This window comes from Lysinibacillus sphaericus OT4b.31, from assembly GCF_000392615.1.
In the GTDB taxonomy this organism is placed as follows: domain Bacteria; phylum Bacillota; class Bacilli; order Bacillales_A; family Planococcaceae; genus Lysinibacillus; species Lysinibacillus sphaericus_B.
The window spans coordinates 1-17,979 of sequence record NZ_KB933411.1 but is presented as its reverse complement, the minus strand read 5'-3'; the positions used below and the strand labels follow the sequence as shown (position 1 = coordinate 17,979).

General features: G+C 38.1%; 14 protein-coding genes and 1 pseudogene. 11 read left to right on the top strand and 4 right to left on the bottom strand.

What is annotated here, in order from left to right; translation table 11 throughout:
- Window positions 1-59: 59 nt before the first annotated feature.
- The 3 genes from H131_RS21390 to H131_RS21380 form a co-directional block, all read right to left on the bottom strand.
- Window positions 60-1,757, bottom strand: coding sequence for a methyl-accepting chemotaxis protein (locus tag H131_RS21390; RefSeq protein WP_010861223.1), 1,698 nt, complete (start codon window positions 1,755-1,757; stop codon window positions 60-62).
- Complete coding sequence (locus H131_RS21385; protein WP_010861222.1) at window positions 1,741-3,384, bottom strand: pyridoxal phosphate-dependent decarboxylase family protein; 1,644 nt, start codon at window positions 3,382-3,384, stop codon at window positions 1,741-1,743. Before H131_RS21385 ends, H131_RS21390 begins: the two co-directional genes overlap by 17 nt.
- Window positions 3,385-3,788: 404 nt before the next feature.
- Entirely contained in the window at window positions 3,789-4,502 is a 714-nt protein-coding gene (locus H131_RS21380; protein WP_010861221.1) for a polysaccharide deacetylase family protein, read from the bottom strand.
- A 390-nt stretch (window positions 4,503-4,892) separates the two neighbouring features.
- Between H131_RS21380 and H131_RS21375 the strand changes: the two genes are divergently transcribed.
- From H131_RS21375 to H131_RS21335, 9 genes are all read left to right on the top strand, one after another.
- On the top strand, window positions 4,893-5,756 hold the full coding sequence (locus H131_RS21375; RefSeq protein WP_010861220.1) for a DUF4179 domain-containing protein: 864 nt from the start codon (window positions 4,893-4,895) through the stop codon (window positions 5,754-5,756).
- Window positions 5,757-5,882: 126 nt separating this feature from the next.
- The gene (gene chrA, locus H131_RS21370) at window positions 5,883-7,043 is read left to right on the top strand and encodes a chromate efflux transporter (protein ID WP_051112227.1); all 1,161 of its coding nucleotides are present in this window, start codon (window positions 5,883-5,885) and stop codon (window positions 7,041-7,043) included.
- A gap of 288 nt (window positions 7,044-7,331) precedes the next feature.
- Entirely contained in the window at window positions 7,332-8,477 is a 1,146-nt protein-coding gene (gene hemW, locus H131_RS21365; protein ID WP_010861218.1) for a radical SAM family heme chaperone HemW, read from the top strand.
- 89 nt (window positions 8,478-8,566) lie between these two features.
- On the top strand, window positions 8,567-9,598 hold the full coding sequence (gene hrcA / locus H131_RS21360; RefSeq protein WP_010861217.1) for a heat-inducible transcriptional repressor HrcA: 1,032 nt from the start codon (window positions 8,567-8,569) through the stop codon (window positions 9,596-9,598).
- Window positions 9,599-9,609: 11 nt separating this feature from the next.
- Window positions 9,610-10,179: a nucleotide exchange factor GrpE gene (grpE, locus tag H131_RS21355; protein ID WP_010861216.1), complete on the top strand. Its 570-nt coding sequence runs from the start codon at window positions 9,610-9,612 to the stop codon at window positions 10,177-10,179.
- Window positions 10,180-10,255: 76 nt separating this feature from the next.
- Window positions 10,256-12,097 (top strand): molecular chaperone DnaK, encoded by a 1,842-nt coding sequence (gene dnaK, locus H131_RS21350; protein WP_010861215.1) that lies wholly within the window; start codon window positions 10,256-10,258, stop codon window positions 12,095-12,097.
- A 251-nt stretch (window positions 12,098-12,348) separates the two neighbouring features.
- A complete protein-coding gene (dnaJ, locus tag H131_RS21345) occupies window positions 12,349-13,461 on the top strand; it encodes a molecular chaperone DnaJ (RefSeq protein WP_010861214.1) in 1,113 nt (370 codons plus the stop codon).
- A 21-nt stretch (window positions 13,462-13,482) separates the two neighbouring features.
- Window positions 13,483-14,424, top strand: a complete 942-nt coding sequence (prmA, locus tag H131_RS21340) for a 50S ribosomal protein L11 methyltransferase (protein ID WP_010861213.1) — start codon at window positions 13,483-13,485, stop codon at window positions 14,422-14,424.
- 76 nt (window positions 14,425-14,500) lie between these two features.
- Window positions 14,501-15,238, top strand: coding sequence for a 16S rRNA (uracil(1498)-N(3))-methyltransferase (locus H131_RS21335; RefSeq protein ID WP_010861212.1), 738 nt, complete (start codon window positions 14,501-14,503; stop codon window positions 15,236-15,238).
- An 824-nt stretch (window positions 15,239-16,062) separates the two neighbouring features.
- Here H131_RS21335 and H131_RS21330 read toward each other — a convergent pair.
- Window positions 16,063-16,404, bottom strand: a complete 342-nt coding sequence (locus H131_RS21330; RefSeq protein WP_010861211.1) for a hypothetical protein — start codon at window positions 16,402-16,404, stop codon at window positions 16,063-16,065.
- Between the two features lie 787 nt (window positions 16,405-17,191).
- Here H131_RS21330 and H131_RS21325 point away from each other — a divergent pair.
- Together H131_RS21325 and H131_RS21320 are read left to right on the top strand one after the other, a co-directional pair.
- The gene (locus H131_RS21325; RefSeq protein WP_010861210.1) at window positions 17,192-17,488 is read left to right on the top strand and encodes a hypothetical protein; all 297 of its coding nucleotides are present in this window, start codon (window positions 17,192-17,194) and stop codon (window positions 17,486-17,488) included.
- 282 nt (window positions 17,489-17,770) lie between these two features.
- Window positions 17,771-17,979: pseudogene (locus H131_RS21320) on the top strand (CsxC family protein); the annotation flags it as partial.

Here is a 17,979-nt window from a genome sequence, read left to right as displayed (position 1 = left end):
AGAAATGAAAACAAAATAAAAATGACTTTGGCAGTTGCGCTCAAAGTCATTTTTATTTGTTATAGCTTAAATTTTTGTATAATATTGCGTAAATCTTGTGCCATCTCAGCTAAATTATTCGAAGAGGCAGTAATCTCCTCGATGCTAGCTGACTGCTCCTCTGAAGCGGCAGCAACATTTTGAATATTTCCAGATGCTTGAACGGCTACAACACCAACCTGCTCTACAGAACCAGCAATGCTGCTAACCCCGTTATTTATATTGGAGATGATGTTGTTAACATGATCCATATCTTGGGTAAGCGCTGTAATATGAGAAAAGATTTCTCCAAAGGCTTCCCCAGAAGCATTAAAGGCAGTAGAACTTTCTTCAAGGTTACTACTACTTATTGCCATCGATTTTACCGCTTGAGCAGACTCCTCTTTAATGGTATCAATGCGTGAGCGAATACTATTAGCAGCTTCTAGAGATTGGTCAGCTAGTTTACGTACTTCTTCAGCGACAACAGCAAATCCCTTACCGTGTTCACCAGCACGTGCTGCCTCAATCGATGCATTCAATGCAAGTAAATTCGTTTGGTCTGTAATTTGAGTAATTAATGAAACGATATCACCAATCTCATTTGTGTATGAGCTTAAACGCTCTACAACATCTGAAGTGGCATGAATTGCATCAGATGTAACGTCCATCTTCTGTGTCGCACTTTGAATCGTTGTATTGCCTTTTTCTGCAATAGAGGATGCACTAAATGCCTTAGTCGTTACATCATTGACGCTGGATACAACCTCTGACATCTTTGTAGAGATGGCTGTAATATGATTTTCAACTTCTTCAATAGAAGTAGTTTGCTTTTCTGAGCCAGAAGCGACCTCTTGCATAGAAGATGTAATTTGTTGAATTGACGCGCTTGTTTGCTCCGAGCTAGCAGTTAATTCTTCTGACATTGCCGCTACCTGCTCTGCATTTTCAGCAATCTGATGGATAAGAGAACGTAGATCCTCTGTCATATTTTGAATACCATTTGAAAGCTGTGCAATTTCATTTGCACCACTGATTTGCAGAGGCTGCACAGATAGGTCTCCTTGTGCCACTTTACCAACATAACCAGTCATTTTTTTGATTGGTTTTGTGATGCCAATACTAATGAAATAAGCCACAATTATACCAAATATCACAAAAATAACAGTCATAATAATACATATCCAAAGAGTCTGAGTTTGAAGTTTAGAAATGAATGAGGCATCCATATCTAAACCAAAAAGAATATTAGTATCTTTAAATGGAATAAAGATCGATTTATGGATACCAAATTCATCTTCATAAATATCACTAATTTGAATGTTCCCATTGTCTAAAGCATCATTCATTTTATCATCGAAAACATAATCTGCTTTGTAACTATCTTCATTACTTAAAGCTACAATATGTTCCTTGCCATCTGCACGGGAAAGCACATAGGCATTTTCAATATCATACTTTTTAATTGTTCTATTTAAGTTATCTAATACTTTTTGATATTTTTCTTGACTGCCGTTATCCGCAGCCATTACATCAGTTTTTTCTATATCATCAAAAATCGTGCCAGATACAACCTCTAAGGATGACTCAAATTGCGTAATAACAAAATCATCAATTATTCTATAGGAAACTGCAAATAATACTACGCTAAATATTACGGATATTATAGCGATTGGAATAGTAAAACTTGCAATATATTTGTAGAGTAAAGAACTCTTTAATTTAGTGACTATACTCAATTTGTGAAGCCTCCAATACTTTTACCTTTTTATGTAAGAAAAGAACGATATCATTAATGTGTTCTGTCTCAGTATAAGGAGAAATAGAAAAGAATTTTGCCGCAGCAACCGGAATTTGTTGTTTTGTATCACTAGCGCTAACTGTGCAAACACGCGTTGTATCACCGAAAAATACTTCATCGCGACCTTCTCCTAAAATTTCAAAGAAAGAAGCGTTAATAGCATTTATATATTCAATCTGATCTTGTGTATAACTACCGGCTTGTTCAGAAGCCCAATTAAAGTCTTTAGGGTACAAACGATAGGCTGTTACTGGCCCGATATTTGCCTCATTGACTACCTGTAGCATAGGAACTTTTTCAGCTAATTGCGTACGGAACGCTAAATTTACACGTACATAATTGGCTAATATTTGTTGGTAGCCTTCTTTTCCGAATGCTTGCAAAGCAGCGTAGATTGCAATCGAACTTCCCATTCGAGAACACTCTAATGTATAACCCGTATGATATGAACCATAGCCACGATTCCCTACATAAGGTGTGTCAAAGTCATCGATGTCTAGTAATTGTAAATGTTTACCTTCTTTTATTAAGAATAAGCTTGTTAAATAAGGCGTTTGACCGAGCTTTTGGAAGTCAAAGCACAGGCTATCTGCAATCGCTAAATGCTGCATACGCTCATGAATATGTAGTAAACCTTGTAAGACATCCTCTTCAAAATGTGAAGGGTTTTCTTTGAAATCGTAATCATTGAAAAAGGCATAAAAACCACCTAAAGCTGAATCAGCATGAATATGGATTGATTTTAAGTCGTACTTTTTCTCAAGACTTGTCGTAACTTCTTTGATTGCTTGTACATCATCAATGCCAAATTGGTCAGTAGCACCGGTTGTAGCTACTACATAAACAGGGATGCCACCGTTTTCGATAACCTCTGTCATGCGAGCTTGCAGATCTTGCACATCCATGGAATGATCTTTCCCAGCCTTCACACGAACTAAATGCTTGCTCCCAATACCAACTGCTTCAATTGATTTTAATAAGCTATAGTGAGCATTTTCTGAAGCAAAGCAATATAAATTATTAGGCACACCCTCTTCTTTTGCATGAGGGAATTGTTTGGCAATAGCAAGTCGTAACCCGCTGAATACGGCACCTTGACCGCCCCAAGTTGTGTAGCCAAAGCTTTGTGTGAAGTCATAGCCTACTAACTTAGACATCATCGCTACAACCTTTACCTCACATTCTGCGGCAGCTGGTCCGTATACATCCCACAGATTGTTGCCGTTAAGTAGGGCATTTGTAAATTGACCCAATACGCCGGGAATGCTGGCCATTGGTAAAACATTCGTTACAAAGTTACGTGTATGGTATGGATGACCTTGCATCAGTTGTGTCAAATCATCGACTACCTGATCAAGACCTACACCTGATGTTGGTACTTGGTTATCTTGCATCAGCTCTTGATAAAAATTAGCAGAACGCTCTTTCATCGGTCCAAGAGTTGTTTTTTGAGGATTCTTTAACTTATCTAATGAGGATACAATTTTCTCTAATAGTAAAAGAAAATTCTCTCTTTGTTCAATATTTCCATCTTCACTTTGGAAAAGTTGTTGAATTTGCTTCATTTTCATCATCCTTTGTAGTTCATATTTCGCTATTGTGTCTTGGATAATAGGACATTTTGCTAAAATAATAATAACATACTATTATAGAAAATATATTAAAATTTGCCTGTGGTATTAATTTTTGACATTTCATAATACTCTTACTAATTCAAGTGGAAAAATTAGGCGTTATATGAAGGTGTTTTCGCTTTTTATCATAAGAGAAAAGGGAAGAAGGTGTCTCGCTATTACGTGAGACACCTTTATTCTGATTCGTTATTTACAATAATTTTTGAGGAGAATTTTATTATCTAATTATTAACCTATGGGCAACGGATTGAAGGTAAGAAAAAGGCAGTCCCAGTGTCAAATTATTATAGGGCCGCCTTTGAAATATTACAAAAAAAATAATGCGATGGGACGTATTAATCTGCTATGTTTTCATCATTCTTTAACTCATTCACTATAACAAATCTATAGCCATCATTAGTCAGTTCTTGCAAAATACCCTTAATGGCTTGTAGCTCATTACCAGTGTCATCATACATGGGATGCATTAAAATAATAGAGCCTGGTTGGATATTATCCATTACATAGTTGATTTTGTCTTTAGCTGTCGAGTAGTACGTATCTGGCTCCAAATTCCACGTGATGGTGTCCCGCTTGTTTTTATGTAAGTAATAAGGAAATCCAAGTAATTTTTTACTATAGGGTGGTCGAACAGTAATCGCATCTGTATAGCCGATGCTTTGAATAAATTGATCGGTTTTTTCAATTTCTTCTTTGATAAAGGACTGGCTTTTGAACACCATCGGCTGATGTGAGTAAGTGTGATTGCCGATTTGATGACCTGCCTTGACAATTTTCTGAGCCTCTTCTGGATTTTCCTCTATCTCTCTACCGATAAGAAAGAATGTTGCCTTGACATGATATTGGTCTAATAGGGGCAGAAGTTCATTGACGTTTTTGGTAGGGCCATCATCAAATGTTAAAGCGACAACTTTTTCATTTGTCTCCACATGCGTAGTTATTTCACCAAACAGTTGATACGTTCTGGCATTCATTAGCTTGTATGTGCCAAATGTTAAAATGACAGTCAATAGCAATCCAATACTGGTATAGAAGAATTTTTTTTTCATTAGCATCAACCTTTCTGACGGTATTGTTATTTCTTATGTAGAGTACAACATGTTTTATTACGATAGACTATTTGCCTACAGGATTTGTTCATTTACACGAGGTCTGCAAAAAGCTACTCGTTTTCAGTGGACGAACCATCTAGTCGTCTCCTTCGCCGCCTCGTGTGGGGCAAGCTGGCCCGTTCTTCCACAGGTATGTCGCAGTTTTTTCCTCTCTATTTGGAATGTAGGATTGTGCAATGGTGTAGAAATCGGCATTTTGCAGGCTTTTTCTTTTTTTAATGCATGTTTATTTAGTTGCTGCGGATGATTGGTTATATAATGCCTCATTCGATACTACAATGAATCATAAGAATATATTGTAATTTGTGAACAATGGGGGTGTTTATGTTGTCCGATGAACAATGCATGTCTGAAGAACAACCCAAAAAAAGTCGAGTCCGTAAAAAATGGTTTATTGTAGCTTTGTGTCTGCTGGCAGTGGGCTGTGTAATAATTGCTAATTTGCCTTTCACAGCATCTATTTTAGACAAATCTAAGGAGACTGAATTTAGTACATACAAAACGATTGTTGGTCAGACGATTGAAAATAACTTCGGGCGTTTGACTTTAAATGAAGTCATGGTGGATGATAATCAAATTTTACTTAATGCAACCTTCGAGCCAGTAGAGGACTTAGATTTTGACTATCAAATTTTTTTCTTTCCTCAAGTATTAGTGAATGGTCAAGATTATACCGTTAGAAACGGCGGTCAGACCATTGCACAAACAGCATCAACCTATACGATCTATAACAGCGTGAAGATGAGTGACCTACCACAAAATGAAAAGCTAAAGCTTGATATTCGTTATAACGATTGGAACTGGGAAAAATCGATTGATAAACCGTGGGGATTTAAGATAGAGGCTTCACAAAAGCAACTACTAGAAGATAAAAAAAATTTCTCTGTAGATAAAGCAATTACGCTTAATGATGGGCAAGAAATCAAGGTGGAAAACGTGGTTTCTACACCGATTTCTACCACGATATACTTTCAATCAACACAAAATTTAAACGATTCTATTGCATTTAAAATTAAAAATAAGTCCGGAAAAACTTGGCGTTTTGATTCTTCTTATTCTTTAAATGAGGAGCATACAATGTGGGGAATTCGCTTCGATGCGCTGTATTTAAAGGATAATAAGTTTGAGTTAATTCCTATTGATGCAGGCGATAGAGAACTTGGTCCAGCCATTCAAGTCGGTGGGAAATGAACTATGAGGATTTCCGTTTAACTGTAGTCGTGATCTACTGGATAGAATTTTAACAATATCTTAATCCGAAATAATGGCTATTCCATGTAATATTACTATATATGACATGGAAAGTAGTTGAAGCGCATGCGAAAAATATTGGAGATTTTTCTCGTTTCCTTTAAATTAGGTTGTACTTCCTTTGGTGGTCCTACTGCCCATTTGGGTTATTTTCAAAATGAATATGTTCAAATTCGACAATGGTTAACGGATAAAGAATATAGTAATTTAGTTGCGTTGAGTCAATTTCTACCTGGACCTGCATCGAGTCAGGTAGGGATGGGAATAGGTCTAATACGGGGTGGATTGTTAGGAAGCGTTGCTGCATTTATTGGTTTTACATTGCCTTCTGTACTGCTATTAATGGGATTTGCATATTTTTATGGACATACAAACATGGAGATGGACTGGATCCATGGCTTAAAATTAGTGGCTGTGGCAATTGTTGCGCAAGCAATTTGGGATATGTCAAAAAAGCTAATCCCCAGCTTACGACATTTTTTAATCGCTTTATCAGCTCTTATAGTATTGCTGTTGTGGATTCATCCATTTGCTCAGATGGTTGTGATTATTGCTGCAGCTTTAGTGGGCTTTACATTTTTTAAAGAAAGCACTACAGAACGAGACACTGAGGGTATTATACTGCCTATTTCGAAAACCACAGGGGTAATTTTATTATTGCTATTTAGTATTTTACTCATCGGATTACCTGTAGCCAGTTCACTTTTTCAACTTGAATGGCTCACGCTAATAGAAAAATTTTATGTCTCGGGAGCATTAGTTTTTGGTGGGGGTCATGTAGTATTACCACTACTGGAGACACAATTTGTTCAAAGTGGCTTATTAAGTACATCTGATTTTATAACAGGCTATGGGGTTGCACAGGCTGTACCCGGACCGTTATTTACATTTGCCTCTTATATAGGCATGGTTATTAATGGAGTTCCTGGCGCCATTGTCGCTACAATTGCCATTTTTCTTCCGGCATTTTTACTTATAATTGGCGTTCTACCGTTTTGGTTTACCATTAGTCGTACTACAGGGTTGAAAGGTTTCATGGCTGGTGCCAATGCGGCGGTAGTTGGCATTTTAGCAGCTGCTTTTATTCATCCAATCGTAACGCAAACCATTCAAGGTGGCTTGGATGTACTTATTGCATTCGTATTTTTAGTGCTCTTGATTCAATGGAAAATTCCGCCGTATTTACTTGTACTATTAGGGTTCGGCGTAGGCGTTATTTTTTATTAAGGATTTTTATCCCGTATCAACGGTCAGTCCAATCCGTGGGGATGAAGAAAACCCACGGGGGTAGGGGGAGATTACATTAGATATCTTTTTAAAAAAATCAAAGCCATTACATTTCAAATGGCTTTGATTTTTTTGCGTACAAAGCAAGCAATATTAAAATATAATGAAGATGTTGTAATTTGAGATGTATTGCTCGTTATTCTATCTAGATGGATTCATAGCGTTCTTCCTACCGATTGTTTATAATGAGGAAATGGAAAAAGACTCAACAAGAAAGAAGGGATAGCTATGGCACGGGGTGTTTACATTCATATTCCTTTCTGTCATCAAATCTGCAATTATTGCGATTTCAATAAATTTTACTTTAAAAATCAACCGGTAGATGAATATATAGAAGCACTTGGTAAGGAGATGGCACTAGCGAGTGCAAAGCATCCTAATAGCTTCAAACAAATTGAAACAATATTTCTTGGCGGTGGAACACCTACTGCATTGTCACCCGAACAGTTGGAGAGATTACTCGAACTCATTCGCACGTATATTCCGATGCACAGTGTGACAGAATTTACATCAGAGGCCAATCCCGATGAACTGTCTGAGGCAAAAATGCGAGCACTGTTTGATGGCGGTGTTAATCGATTGAGTATGGGTGTGCAATCATTTGATCAAGGCTTGCTCAAGAAAATTGGCCGTACACATAGTAATTTACACGTATATGAAACGATTGCATTAGCTAAAGAGGTTGGCTTTCAAAACATTAGCATCGATTTAATGTATGGTTTGCCTGGCCAAACGATGGCGCAATGGACGGACTCATTAGAAAAAGCATTTGCGCTTGACTTACCTCATTTTTCAGCATATTCACTGATAGTGGAACCCAAAACAATTTTTTATAACCAGTATGCAAAAGGTAAGTTGAGCTTACCGACAGAAGATTTAGAAGCGGATATGTACGACGTGCTGATGCAAGAGATGGACGCACATGGCCTTCAGCAATATGAAATTAGTAATTTTGCGAAACCTGGATTTGCGTCTACACATAATAAAATTTATTGGGAAAACGATGAATATGCTGGTTTCGGTGCTGGGGCGCATGGATATTTAGGTGGAAATCGTTATTCAAATCACGGACCGTTGAAAAAATATATAGAAGCGGTAGATGCTGAAGAATTACCAATTGTACACGAGCATGCAGTAACGAAGGCTGAAAAACGTGAAGAACAAATGTTTTTAGGGTTACGAAAAACAGAGGGTATTTCTCACAGTATATATGAAGAGAAATTTAAAGAATCTATGCAAATACAGTATGGAAATATCATTGACAAATTAGTTGTAGATGGTCTAGTGGAACATGATAATGTCGGAATTCGTCTTACGCGTAAAGGTCGTTTTGTTGGAAATGAAGTTTTTCAACAATTTTTACTAGAAGATTGAGCGATTTCATTGACAGAAAATGTGGGATTTGTTAACTTAATAATAGTATTAGCACTCCTCTTAGTCGAGTGCTAACAGAGGTGATAATCATGCTTACAAATCGGCAATTACAGATATTACAAGTCATCGTAGACGACTTTATTACGTCTGCACAGCCGGTAGGTTCTCGCCAAATCTCGAAAAAACATGAGATTACATTTAGTCCTGCCACAATTCGAAACGAAATGGCGGATTTAGAGGAATTAGGTTTTTTAGAAAAAACTCACACTTCTTCTGGTCGAGTGCCTTCGGAAAAGGGGTATAGATTTTATGTAGATCATTTGTTGAATCCTCAAGGTATAAACTCGAAGGACATTCAACAAATTGAATCAATTTTCAATGAGCGTCTAGTAGAAGTCGAGCATATTATCCGAAAGTCTGCCAATATATTATCCGAGCTGACATCGTATACGTCGATCCTATTAGGACCTGATGTACAAAGGCACCGAGTGAAACGCTTTTCCATTGTACCACTTTCTAGTGATACAGCAGTAGCGATTATCGTCACGAATAACGGGCATGTTGAAAACCGCATGTTTAGTTTACCGCCTAATGTAACCGCCTCTGAACTTGAGAAGATGGTTAACATCTTAAATGAGCGCTTAGTTGGCGTGTCATTAGATAAAATCCATAAAAAACTTGAAGTTGAAGTATTTGCTGTACTACAGCAACATACACAATCAGCAGATGATTTTATTCATTCTCTTGTATCAGCGACGATGCATAATTCAGAAAGTAAAATTTTTTATGGTGGTAAAACAAATATGTTCAACCAACCGGAATTCCACGATTTAAATAAAGTCCGGATGATTCTGGACTTAATGGAAACGACTAGCCAAGTGCAGTCGCTCTTCCATCCAAATGAATCAGGTATTCATATACGTATAGGCTCAGAAAATAAGCAATTAGAGATGGAGAACTGTAGTGTCATTACGACCACTTATTCAATTGGCGAAGAACAGCAGGGCGCCATCGCTATTATAGGTCCGACGCGTATGGATTATAAGCGTGTTGTTGCTTTACTAGACGTAATGCGCATGGATTTATCACAGGCCTTTACGAAGAATCGTAGTGATTATTAAGGAGGATTCAAGTGACTGAAAAAACTGAAAACAAAGATCTTGTACAGGAAGATGTACAAATTGAAAACGAATCAACAGAAACTCAAGCAGTAGTAGAAGAGCAGGTAGAACTAACGATTGAAGAGCAATATGAAGCGAAGCTAGCAGAATTGCAAGCAAAGCTAGATGATGAAGAAAATCGTCATTTACGCTTACGTGCAGACTTCGACAATATACGTCGTCGTCAGCAAGTTGAACGTGAGGCAGCTGAAAAGTACCGTGCACAAAATTTATTAACAGATTTATTGCCGGTATTAGATAATTTTGAGCGTGCTCTACAAATTGAAGCTACTTCTGATGAGGCTGCTTCAATAGTGAAAGGCATTGACATGGTGTACCGTTCGCTGATCGAGGCAACTGAAAAAGAAGGCTTACAGGTCATTAAAGCAGAGGGTGAGCAGTTTGACCCGAACATTCACCAAGCAGTTATGCAAGAACAAGATAGTGAAAAAGAGACGGGTGTTGTCGTACGTGAACTGCAAAAAGGCTATATCTTGAAAGATCGTGTATTACGCCCAACAATGGTATCTGTTAACGAATAGTCATAGCACTATTTAATAAATTAAATTTAGTTAACAAACGCACCAATGCGTTTAAATATTAGGAGGAAATTTTACTATGAGCAAAATTATCGGTATTGACTTAGGAACAACGAACTCTTGTGTATCTGTACTTGAAGGTGGAGAACCAAAAGTAATTCCAAATCCAGAAGGTAACCGTACAACACCATCTGTCGTTGCATTTAAAAATGGAGAACGCCAAGTTGGTGAAGTAGCAAAACGTCAATCAGTAACAAACCCTAACACAATTATTTCTATTAAATCTAAAATGGGTACTGCTGAAAAAGTAAAAGTGGAAGATACAGAGTATACACCACAAGAAGTATCGGCAATGATTCTTCAATACTTAAAAGGCTATGCTGAAGATTACTTAGGTGAAAAAGTTACAAAAGCGGTTATTACTGTTCCTGCATACTTTAACGATGCACAACGTCAAGCAACAAAAGACGCTGGTAAAATCGCAGGTCTTGAAGTAGAACGTATTATCAACGAACCAACAGCTGCTGCACTGGCATATGGTTTAGATAAACAAGACCAAGACCAAAAAGTATTAGTATTTGACCTTGGTGGCGGTACATTTGACGTATCAATCCTTGAATTAGGTGATGGTGTCTTTGAAGTACTAGCAACTGCTGGTGATAACAAACTTGGTGGGGACGATTTCGATGACGCAGTTATCGAGTACTTAGTAGCTGAATTCAAAAAAGATAACGGTATTGACCTGTCTAAAGACAAAATGGCAATGCAACGTCTGAAAGATGCAGCTGAAAAAGCGAAAAAAGATTTATCTGGTGTAACTTCTACACAAATTTCATTACCATTCATCACTGCTGGTGCTGAAGGTCCACTGCACTTAGAAGTATCTCTAACACGTGCAAAATTCGATGAAATTACTTTAAGCTTAGTAAACCGTACAGTTGGTCCAGTACGTCAAGCTTTATCTGATGCTGGTCTTTCTGCTTCAGAACTTGATCAAGTAATCCTTGTTGGTGGTTCTACTCGTATTCCTGCAGTACAAGAAGCTGTACGTAAAGAAACTGGTAAAGAGCCTCACCGTGGTGTAAACCCTGATGAAGTAGTAGCAATGGGTGCTGCGGTACAAGGTGGCGTATTAACTGGTGATGTAAAAGATGTAGTACTTTTAGACGTTACACCACTGTCACTTGGAATTGAAACAATGGGCGGCGTGTTCACAAAATTAATCGACCGTAACACAACGATTCCAACGTCTAAATCACAAGTGTTCTCAACAGCGGCTGATAATCAACCAGCTGTAGATATTCACGTATTACAAGGTGAACGCTCAATGGCAGCGGATAACAAAACATTAGGTCGCTTCCAATTAGCGGATATTCCACCAGCACCACGTGGCATTCCACAAATTGAAGTAACATTCGATATTGACAAAAACGGTATCGTTTCTGTTAAAGCGAAAGATCTTGGTACAAACAAAGAGCAAACAATTGTCATCCAATCTGATTCAGGTTTATCAGAGGATGAAATTGAACGCATGGTAAAAGATGCTGAAGCAAATGCTGAGGCAGATACAAAGCGTAAAGAAGAAGCTGACCTTCGTAACGAAGCAGATCAATTAGTGTTCCAAGTAGATAAAACAATCGCAGACTTAGGTGAACAAATCACAGAAGACGAGAAAAAATCTGTCGAAGATGCTCGTGATGAATTGAAAAAGGCGCTTGAGGCTGGTGAATTAGAAGGTATTAAAACGTCTAAAGAAAAATTAGAAGGCGTATTACAACCATTAGTAATGAAAGTATACGAACAAGCTGCTGCAGCTGCACAAGCTTCTCAAGGTGGCGAAGCAGGTCCAGATGCTGGCGCAGATAAAAAAGACGAAGATATCGTAGATGCTGACTTTGAAGAAGTAAAAGACGATAAATAATTTCAAGTAATACTGTAAAGTGAAAAAGCCAAAGACCGCTTGCGGCTTTGGCTTTTCTCTTTACAAGGTAAGAAAAAATTTAAAATGAGTGCCAAGGCAATCAAGTCACTCGTTTCGGTTGCTGCAGTCACTTATATATTTGAAGAGTGCGGAGCGGCGCCAATAAGCTTTTCATATGATGAAAAAATAGAAGCAGTTTTTTCAACTGCATGTTACAATAGATTTTATGCAAAAAGAGCGGAGTGTGAATCATGGAGAAACGCGATTATTACGAGGTGCTTGGTTTAACAAAATCGGCTTCTAAAGATGACATTAAAAAAGCATACCGTAAACTATCAAAGCAATACCATCCTGATCTTAACAAAGAACCAGGTGCAGATGAAAAATTCAAAGAAATCGCTGAAGCTTATGAAGTCCTAAGTGATGAACAAAAGAAAGCACGCTATGACCAATTTGGCCACGAAGATCCAAATGCAGGTGGTTTTGGAGGCGGCGGCGGCTTTGGCGGCTTCGAGGATATTTTCAGCTCATTCTTCGGCGGTGGTGGCCGTCGTCAAGATCCAAATGCACCACGCAAGGGCGATGACCTGCAATATCGTATGAATATTAAATTTGAGGAAGCAATTTTTGGTAAGGAAACAGAAATTGAAATCCCAAAAGATGAAACTTGCGATACGTGTCACGGCTCTGGAGCAAAACCTGGTACAACACCTGACACATGTTCAACATGTAATGGAGCAGGTCAAGTGAATCAAGCTGTAGACACGCCTTTTGGTCGTATGATGAATCGTCGTGCTTGTTCGACATGTCATGGTACGGGTAAAATCATTAAAGAAAAATGTTCAACTTGTCGTGGGGAAGGTAAAGTCCAAAAACGTAAAAAAATTAAAGTTTCCATCCCCGCAGGTGTTGATGATGGGCAACAAATTCGTGTTTCTGGTCAAGGTGAACCGGGTGTCAACGGTGGTCCAGCAGGTGACTTGTACATTATGTTCCGCGTACAAGGGCACAATGAATTTGAACGTGATGGCGATGATATTTATTACGATTTAAAATTAACATTCCCACAAGCAGCGCTTGGAGATGAAATTGAGGTACCAACTGTACACGGTAAAGTGAAATTACGTATTCCAGCAGGGACACAATCAGGTGCACAATTCCGTCTAAAAGACAAAGGCGTGAAAAATGTACATGGCTATGGTACAGGAAACCAATTCGTTACAGTCAAAGTTGTAACGCCAGAAAAATTAACGGAAAAACAAAAGCAATTACTACGTGAATTTGCTGAAATTAGTGGTGACATTCCAGAAGAACAAGGAAGCTCGCTGTTTGATAAAATCAAGAAAAAATTCCAAGGTGAATAATTAGAGGAGCTGAAGAGCTACGTGAAGTGGTCAGAATTATCCATTCATACGAAAAATGATGCAGTGGAAGCAATTTCAAATATTTTGCATGAAGCAGGGGCTAGTGGTGTTGTAATTGAGGATTCTGCTGAATATGCGAAGCCACGCGAAGATCAGTTTGGTGAAATTTATGCGCTAAACGAGGATGATTTTCCAAAAGATGGTGTCATCATTAAAGCTTACTTATCAGAGTCTAGTTTTTTAAATGAAACAGTCGAAGAAATTAAAGCGGCTATTACAAATTTAACAAATTTCAATATCGATATTGGTCAAAATGTTGTATCCATTGTCGAAGTGAACGAGGAAGATTGGGCGACTGCGTGGAAACAATATTATCACCCTGTGAAAATTTCTGAACGCTTTACAATTGTACCAACATGGGAAGACTATACACCTGTTTCAACGGATGAACTAATCATTGAATTAGACCCTGGTATGGCATTTGGTACAGGCACACACCCAACGACAGTCATGTGTTTACAAGGACTTGAAAAGGTCGTAAAAGAGGGTGATAAGGTTGTCGATATCGGTACAGGTTCTGGCGTCCTGTCAATTGGTGCAGCAATGCTTGGTGCTAAAAGCGTTCATGCGCTTGATTTAGACGAGGTAGCTGTACGGTCAGCAAAAGAAAATGTCGCTTTAAACAAGGTAGACGATAAAGTGACTGTCTTCCATGGTAACTTACTTGATACGGTGAAAGAACCCGCAGATGTCGTCGTGGCTAATATTTTAGCGGAAATTATTATGTCCTTTACAGACGATGCATTCACAATAGTCAAACCGGGTGGATTATATGTTACTTCAGGCATCATTGGTGCAAAACGTGATGATGTGAAAGCGGCACTCGAAGCCTCTGGCTTTGTGATTGAAGAAGTATTACTAATGGAAGATTGGGTAGCCATTATCGCCCGTCGTCCACAATAAATTGACTGAGGAAGCGCCAAATCGTGAGCCGAGTGCTTGCGCTTTGGCGTTTTCTTCATGTGAAGGAGGGCGTAATATGCAACGTTATTTCATTGACACTAGTATTGAAGATGCGCGCATTACTGGAGAAGATGCACGCCATATTGCACGCGTGATGCGTATGAAGGAAGGCGAGGAAATCGCCGTTGTTGCTGAAAAGAAAGCGTATATTTGTACAATTTCTGCATTCGAAGATGATGAAGTGCTTGTTCAATCAACCGGCCGTACAATCTCTTCACCAGAGTTGCCTGTCCATGTAACAGTGGCGTGCGGCCTACCGAAGGGAGATAAGCTAGAACTTATTACACAAAAAGCAACAGAGCTTGGCATGTATGCACTACTACCTTTTGAAGCCGAGCGTTCCGTTGTAAAATGGGACACCAAAAAGGGAGCGAAAAAGCAGGAGCGTCTGCAAAAAATTGCAAAAGAGGCTGCAGAGCAGTCCCATCGAACACATATACCTGTCATTTTCGAGCCAATAAGTTTTAAGCAACTAGTTGCGCAATTAGGCAAATTTGACGCTATTTTTATTGCAGATGAAGAGGATGCAAAGGTTGAAAAGCGCACAAGGTTTGCCGAGAAGCTGAAAAACGTTTATGATAAGAAGTCGAAATCAATCCTTATTATCTTCGGTCCAGAGGGTGGCATTGCACGTAAAGAAGCAAATGCACTGCTCGAAGCAGGCGCTCAAACAATGTCTCTTGGGCCAAGGATTTTACGAGCAGAAACAGCGCCACTTTATGCACTGTCTGCGATATCTTATGAATTTGAATGAGAGATGTTTAGCCTTGTCGAAAGTGGCTTTTCACACACTTGGCTGTGCATGAATACATGACATGATGATTGGATACAAACTCAATAGCGACAAGGCTTGAAGACTTGGACAAAAACCACTTAAAATGAACGTTTTTAAGTGGTTTTTTCACTTGAATAATATCTTATAGCAACAGAATTGCCACGTTTCACAATCATGTTTTTTTCCATCAACTCATGTAAGAGGGATAGTGTACTACTTCTTTTCATGTTGGTTAAATTCTCAATCTCAGCTCGATTTGCAGAGCTCTTGGAGTCTGATAAGATTCGATACATAGTTTAAAACATAAGGAATTATTGTAATATCACTCACAAAGTTATTGCAGTTATTCGTGTTCTCTGTGAGTTTGTTGAGCAAGTGTAACGAGAATGGCGATAACCGTCTTTTTTTGCAGGATCTAATCCAGAAGTGAGTAGCATACCGCATTTTCCGCAATAGGGCATTTTAGAAAAAACATGTGTGGATATTCGCTCGTCGTGCAACTCCAAAACCTTCATAGTTTCATATAACATTTTATTTGCACGAGGGTTGTAATCAGACAATCGCAAAGGATAAACGGTTTTCAGGAAACGATCTATATTACGGCTGTACCAAAGAAGCTGAGAAAACATTAAAAAACTTAAGCATTGATTATGCACAAGATGAAGAATTGCTGTTAGGAATGTGTAATAGAGAGACATCGTCCAGTAGGGGGGACAAGTTGGAGGTAAATGACTGAATATGAAAAGCCTTATAACTGAGTATAAGGCTTTTACGATTTTAACCGTTAAAATCTGTTTTTAAAACTAAAGAATCTGTGTTAATTCTGAGTTCACCAACCGTTGGGCATCAATGATAACACCTGATGCTGTTCGCCCGTAAACGCTATATAATCCGCCAGTTTGGTTTGGAGCAATTTCAACTTCATATTGAAACGCACCTCCTACACTTGCAGTTACAAAAGTAGAAGCATTAGCATTTGCGGAAAAAGCAGTTGTTGATAGTAATTGTCTTGTACCGTTAAGTCTAAAAACTCGGACTACTCCGGAAAGTACACCGCCAGTGAGATTGAGAACTTTGATACGAACGCTAGAGGCATTAGCTGGTAGATTTCCTGTATTTTCAATTGGACCAGTAGTTAAAGGCATGTAATATTCACCTCCTCAAAACAAAAGATTAATAATCTGCAGATTATATTTTTATAGTATGCAGTACTCTGTTACATTCTCTAGACTTATTAATTATGTTTCTATAAATTAAAGAAATGTGTGGATTGTTTAGTAGAAAATGTATCAAAAGAAAATCTGTAAACAAAGGTAGAGCTATATACCAAGACATAATACCGTAATAGAAACACCTAATACGGCGAGAGCTATATCAGGTAACTGAAAATATGAGGAAAGAATTAATAAAAGGGTCACCAGGCCGGGAGCGACTAACCATGTTACGTATTTTGATGACCATAAAAAACGGGTCACTCGGACGAAAGTGACCCTCAATGTCAAAACAAGTGTGTGTAAGGCTAAATTAGTAATACTATATTATTAAAATATGATGTGACAACTGATATTGTAAAGGAGCCCTTTATTTAAATGAAGAGTCCCCTATATATTAGTCTGCTTCTATTCGAATAGCTTGAATATCTTGACAGTCTACAATGATAGTTGAGCCTGGTTCTGTAGTTGGATCATTAAAGAATGCACAACAATCTTTTGGGTCGAAGTTTATAAAAACAACATCTTCTATAATCTGACCTCCGCGTAAGAAGAGATCAACTTCAGTCTGAGTTTGCAAACGTCTTAATTGATTACAAACACAACCTTTACAACGGTTGATGGGTTTTGTTTCCTGTTGTCCACAGTGAAAATAAAAATATCAAAATTGGTTAAATCAATAAAGAACAAAATGGTAGGTGCTACATTATGTACGGAATAGTTGAAGGATTATCGAAATATCGAAAACGAAATCATGAGGTTAGAAACGGTCATTACTCCTTCTAAACGAGAGTCAGGACGTTGGACAGATGGAGATTTAATGGGTGTAAAACTTGCTACTGAATCTGATAGCGCAATACTTGAAGAACGTATTTTTACATTAGAGTATGAACTTGCTCAAAAAATGAATGATTTGATTGACATCAAACGGATGGTAGGGAGGTTTGCTCTAATTGAACACAAAATATTGTACGGGCGATATATAGAAGGTAAACCATTCGATGAAATAACTATTTAGAGAAGTTGGGATTAATCCATTCTTTTTAACAGATTTTTTTTGAAGAATAGTATCTTTATTTTTTAGTGACTTATTGTATTACTACCAGTACAGCAAATTCGAGCCAGTTATGATAGCTAAGGGACTAGAGGATAATGAAAAACCTATCTCTCAGCTCAAAAAATCCCTTTTATTAAAATGGATAAAAGAACTAGTAGAACGTCCATGTATAGATTTGATTGCTGCATATTCTAGCCATATAGAGAGCTCTCTAATACTTTAAAATGAAAAGAGGGAATTTTTTTGAGTGATCAATTAGGTAATCAGAACCAACCTTGTCCTGTATCATCAACTGAACAAACACCATTATCCAGTGCGAATACTCCAGTAGTCGCTACACCGCTTTCCACTCCAATTATTAAAATACCGGTTGTACTTTCAGAACCAACACTTCAAATAGTTGTGGAGTCGGATATTACGCTTAGTCCTGCTGCAACTGAAATCAAAAGAGT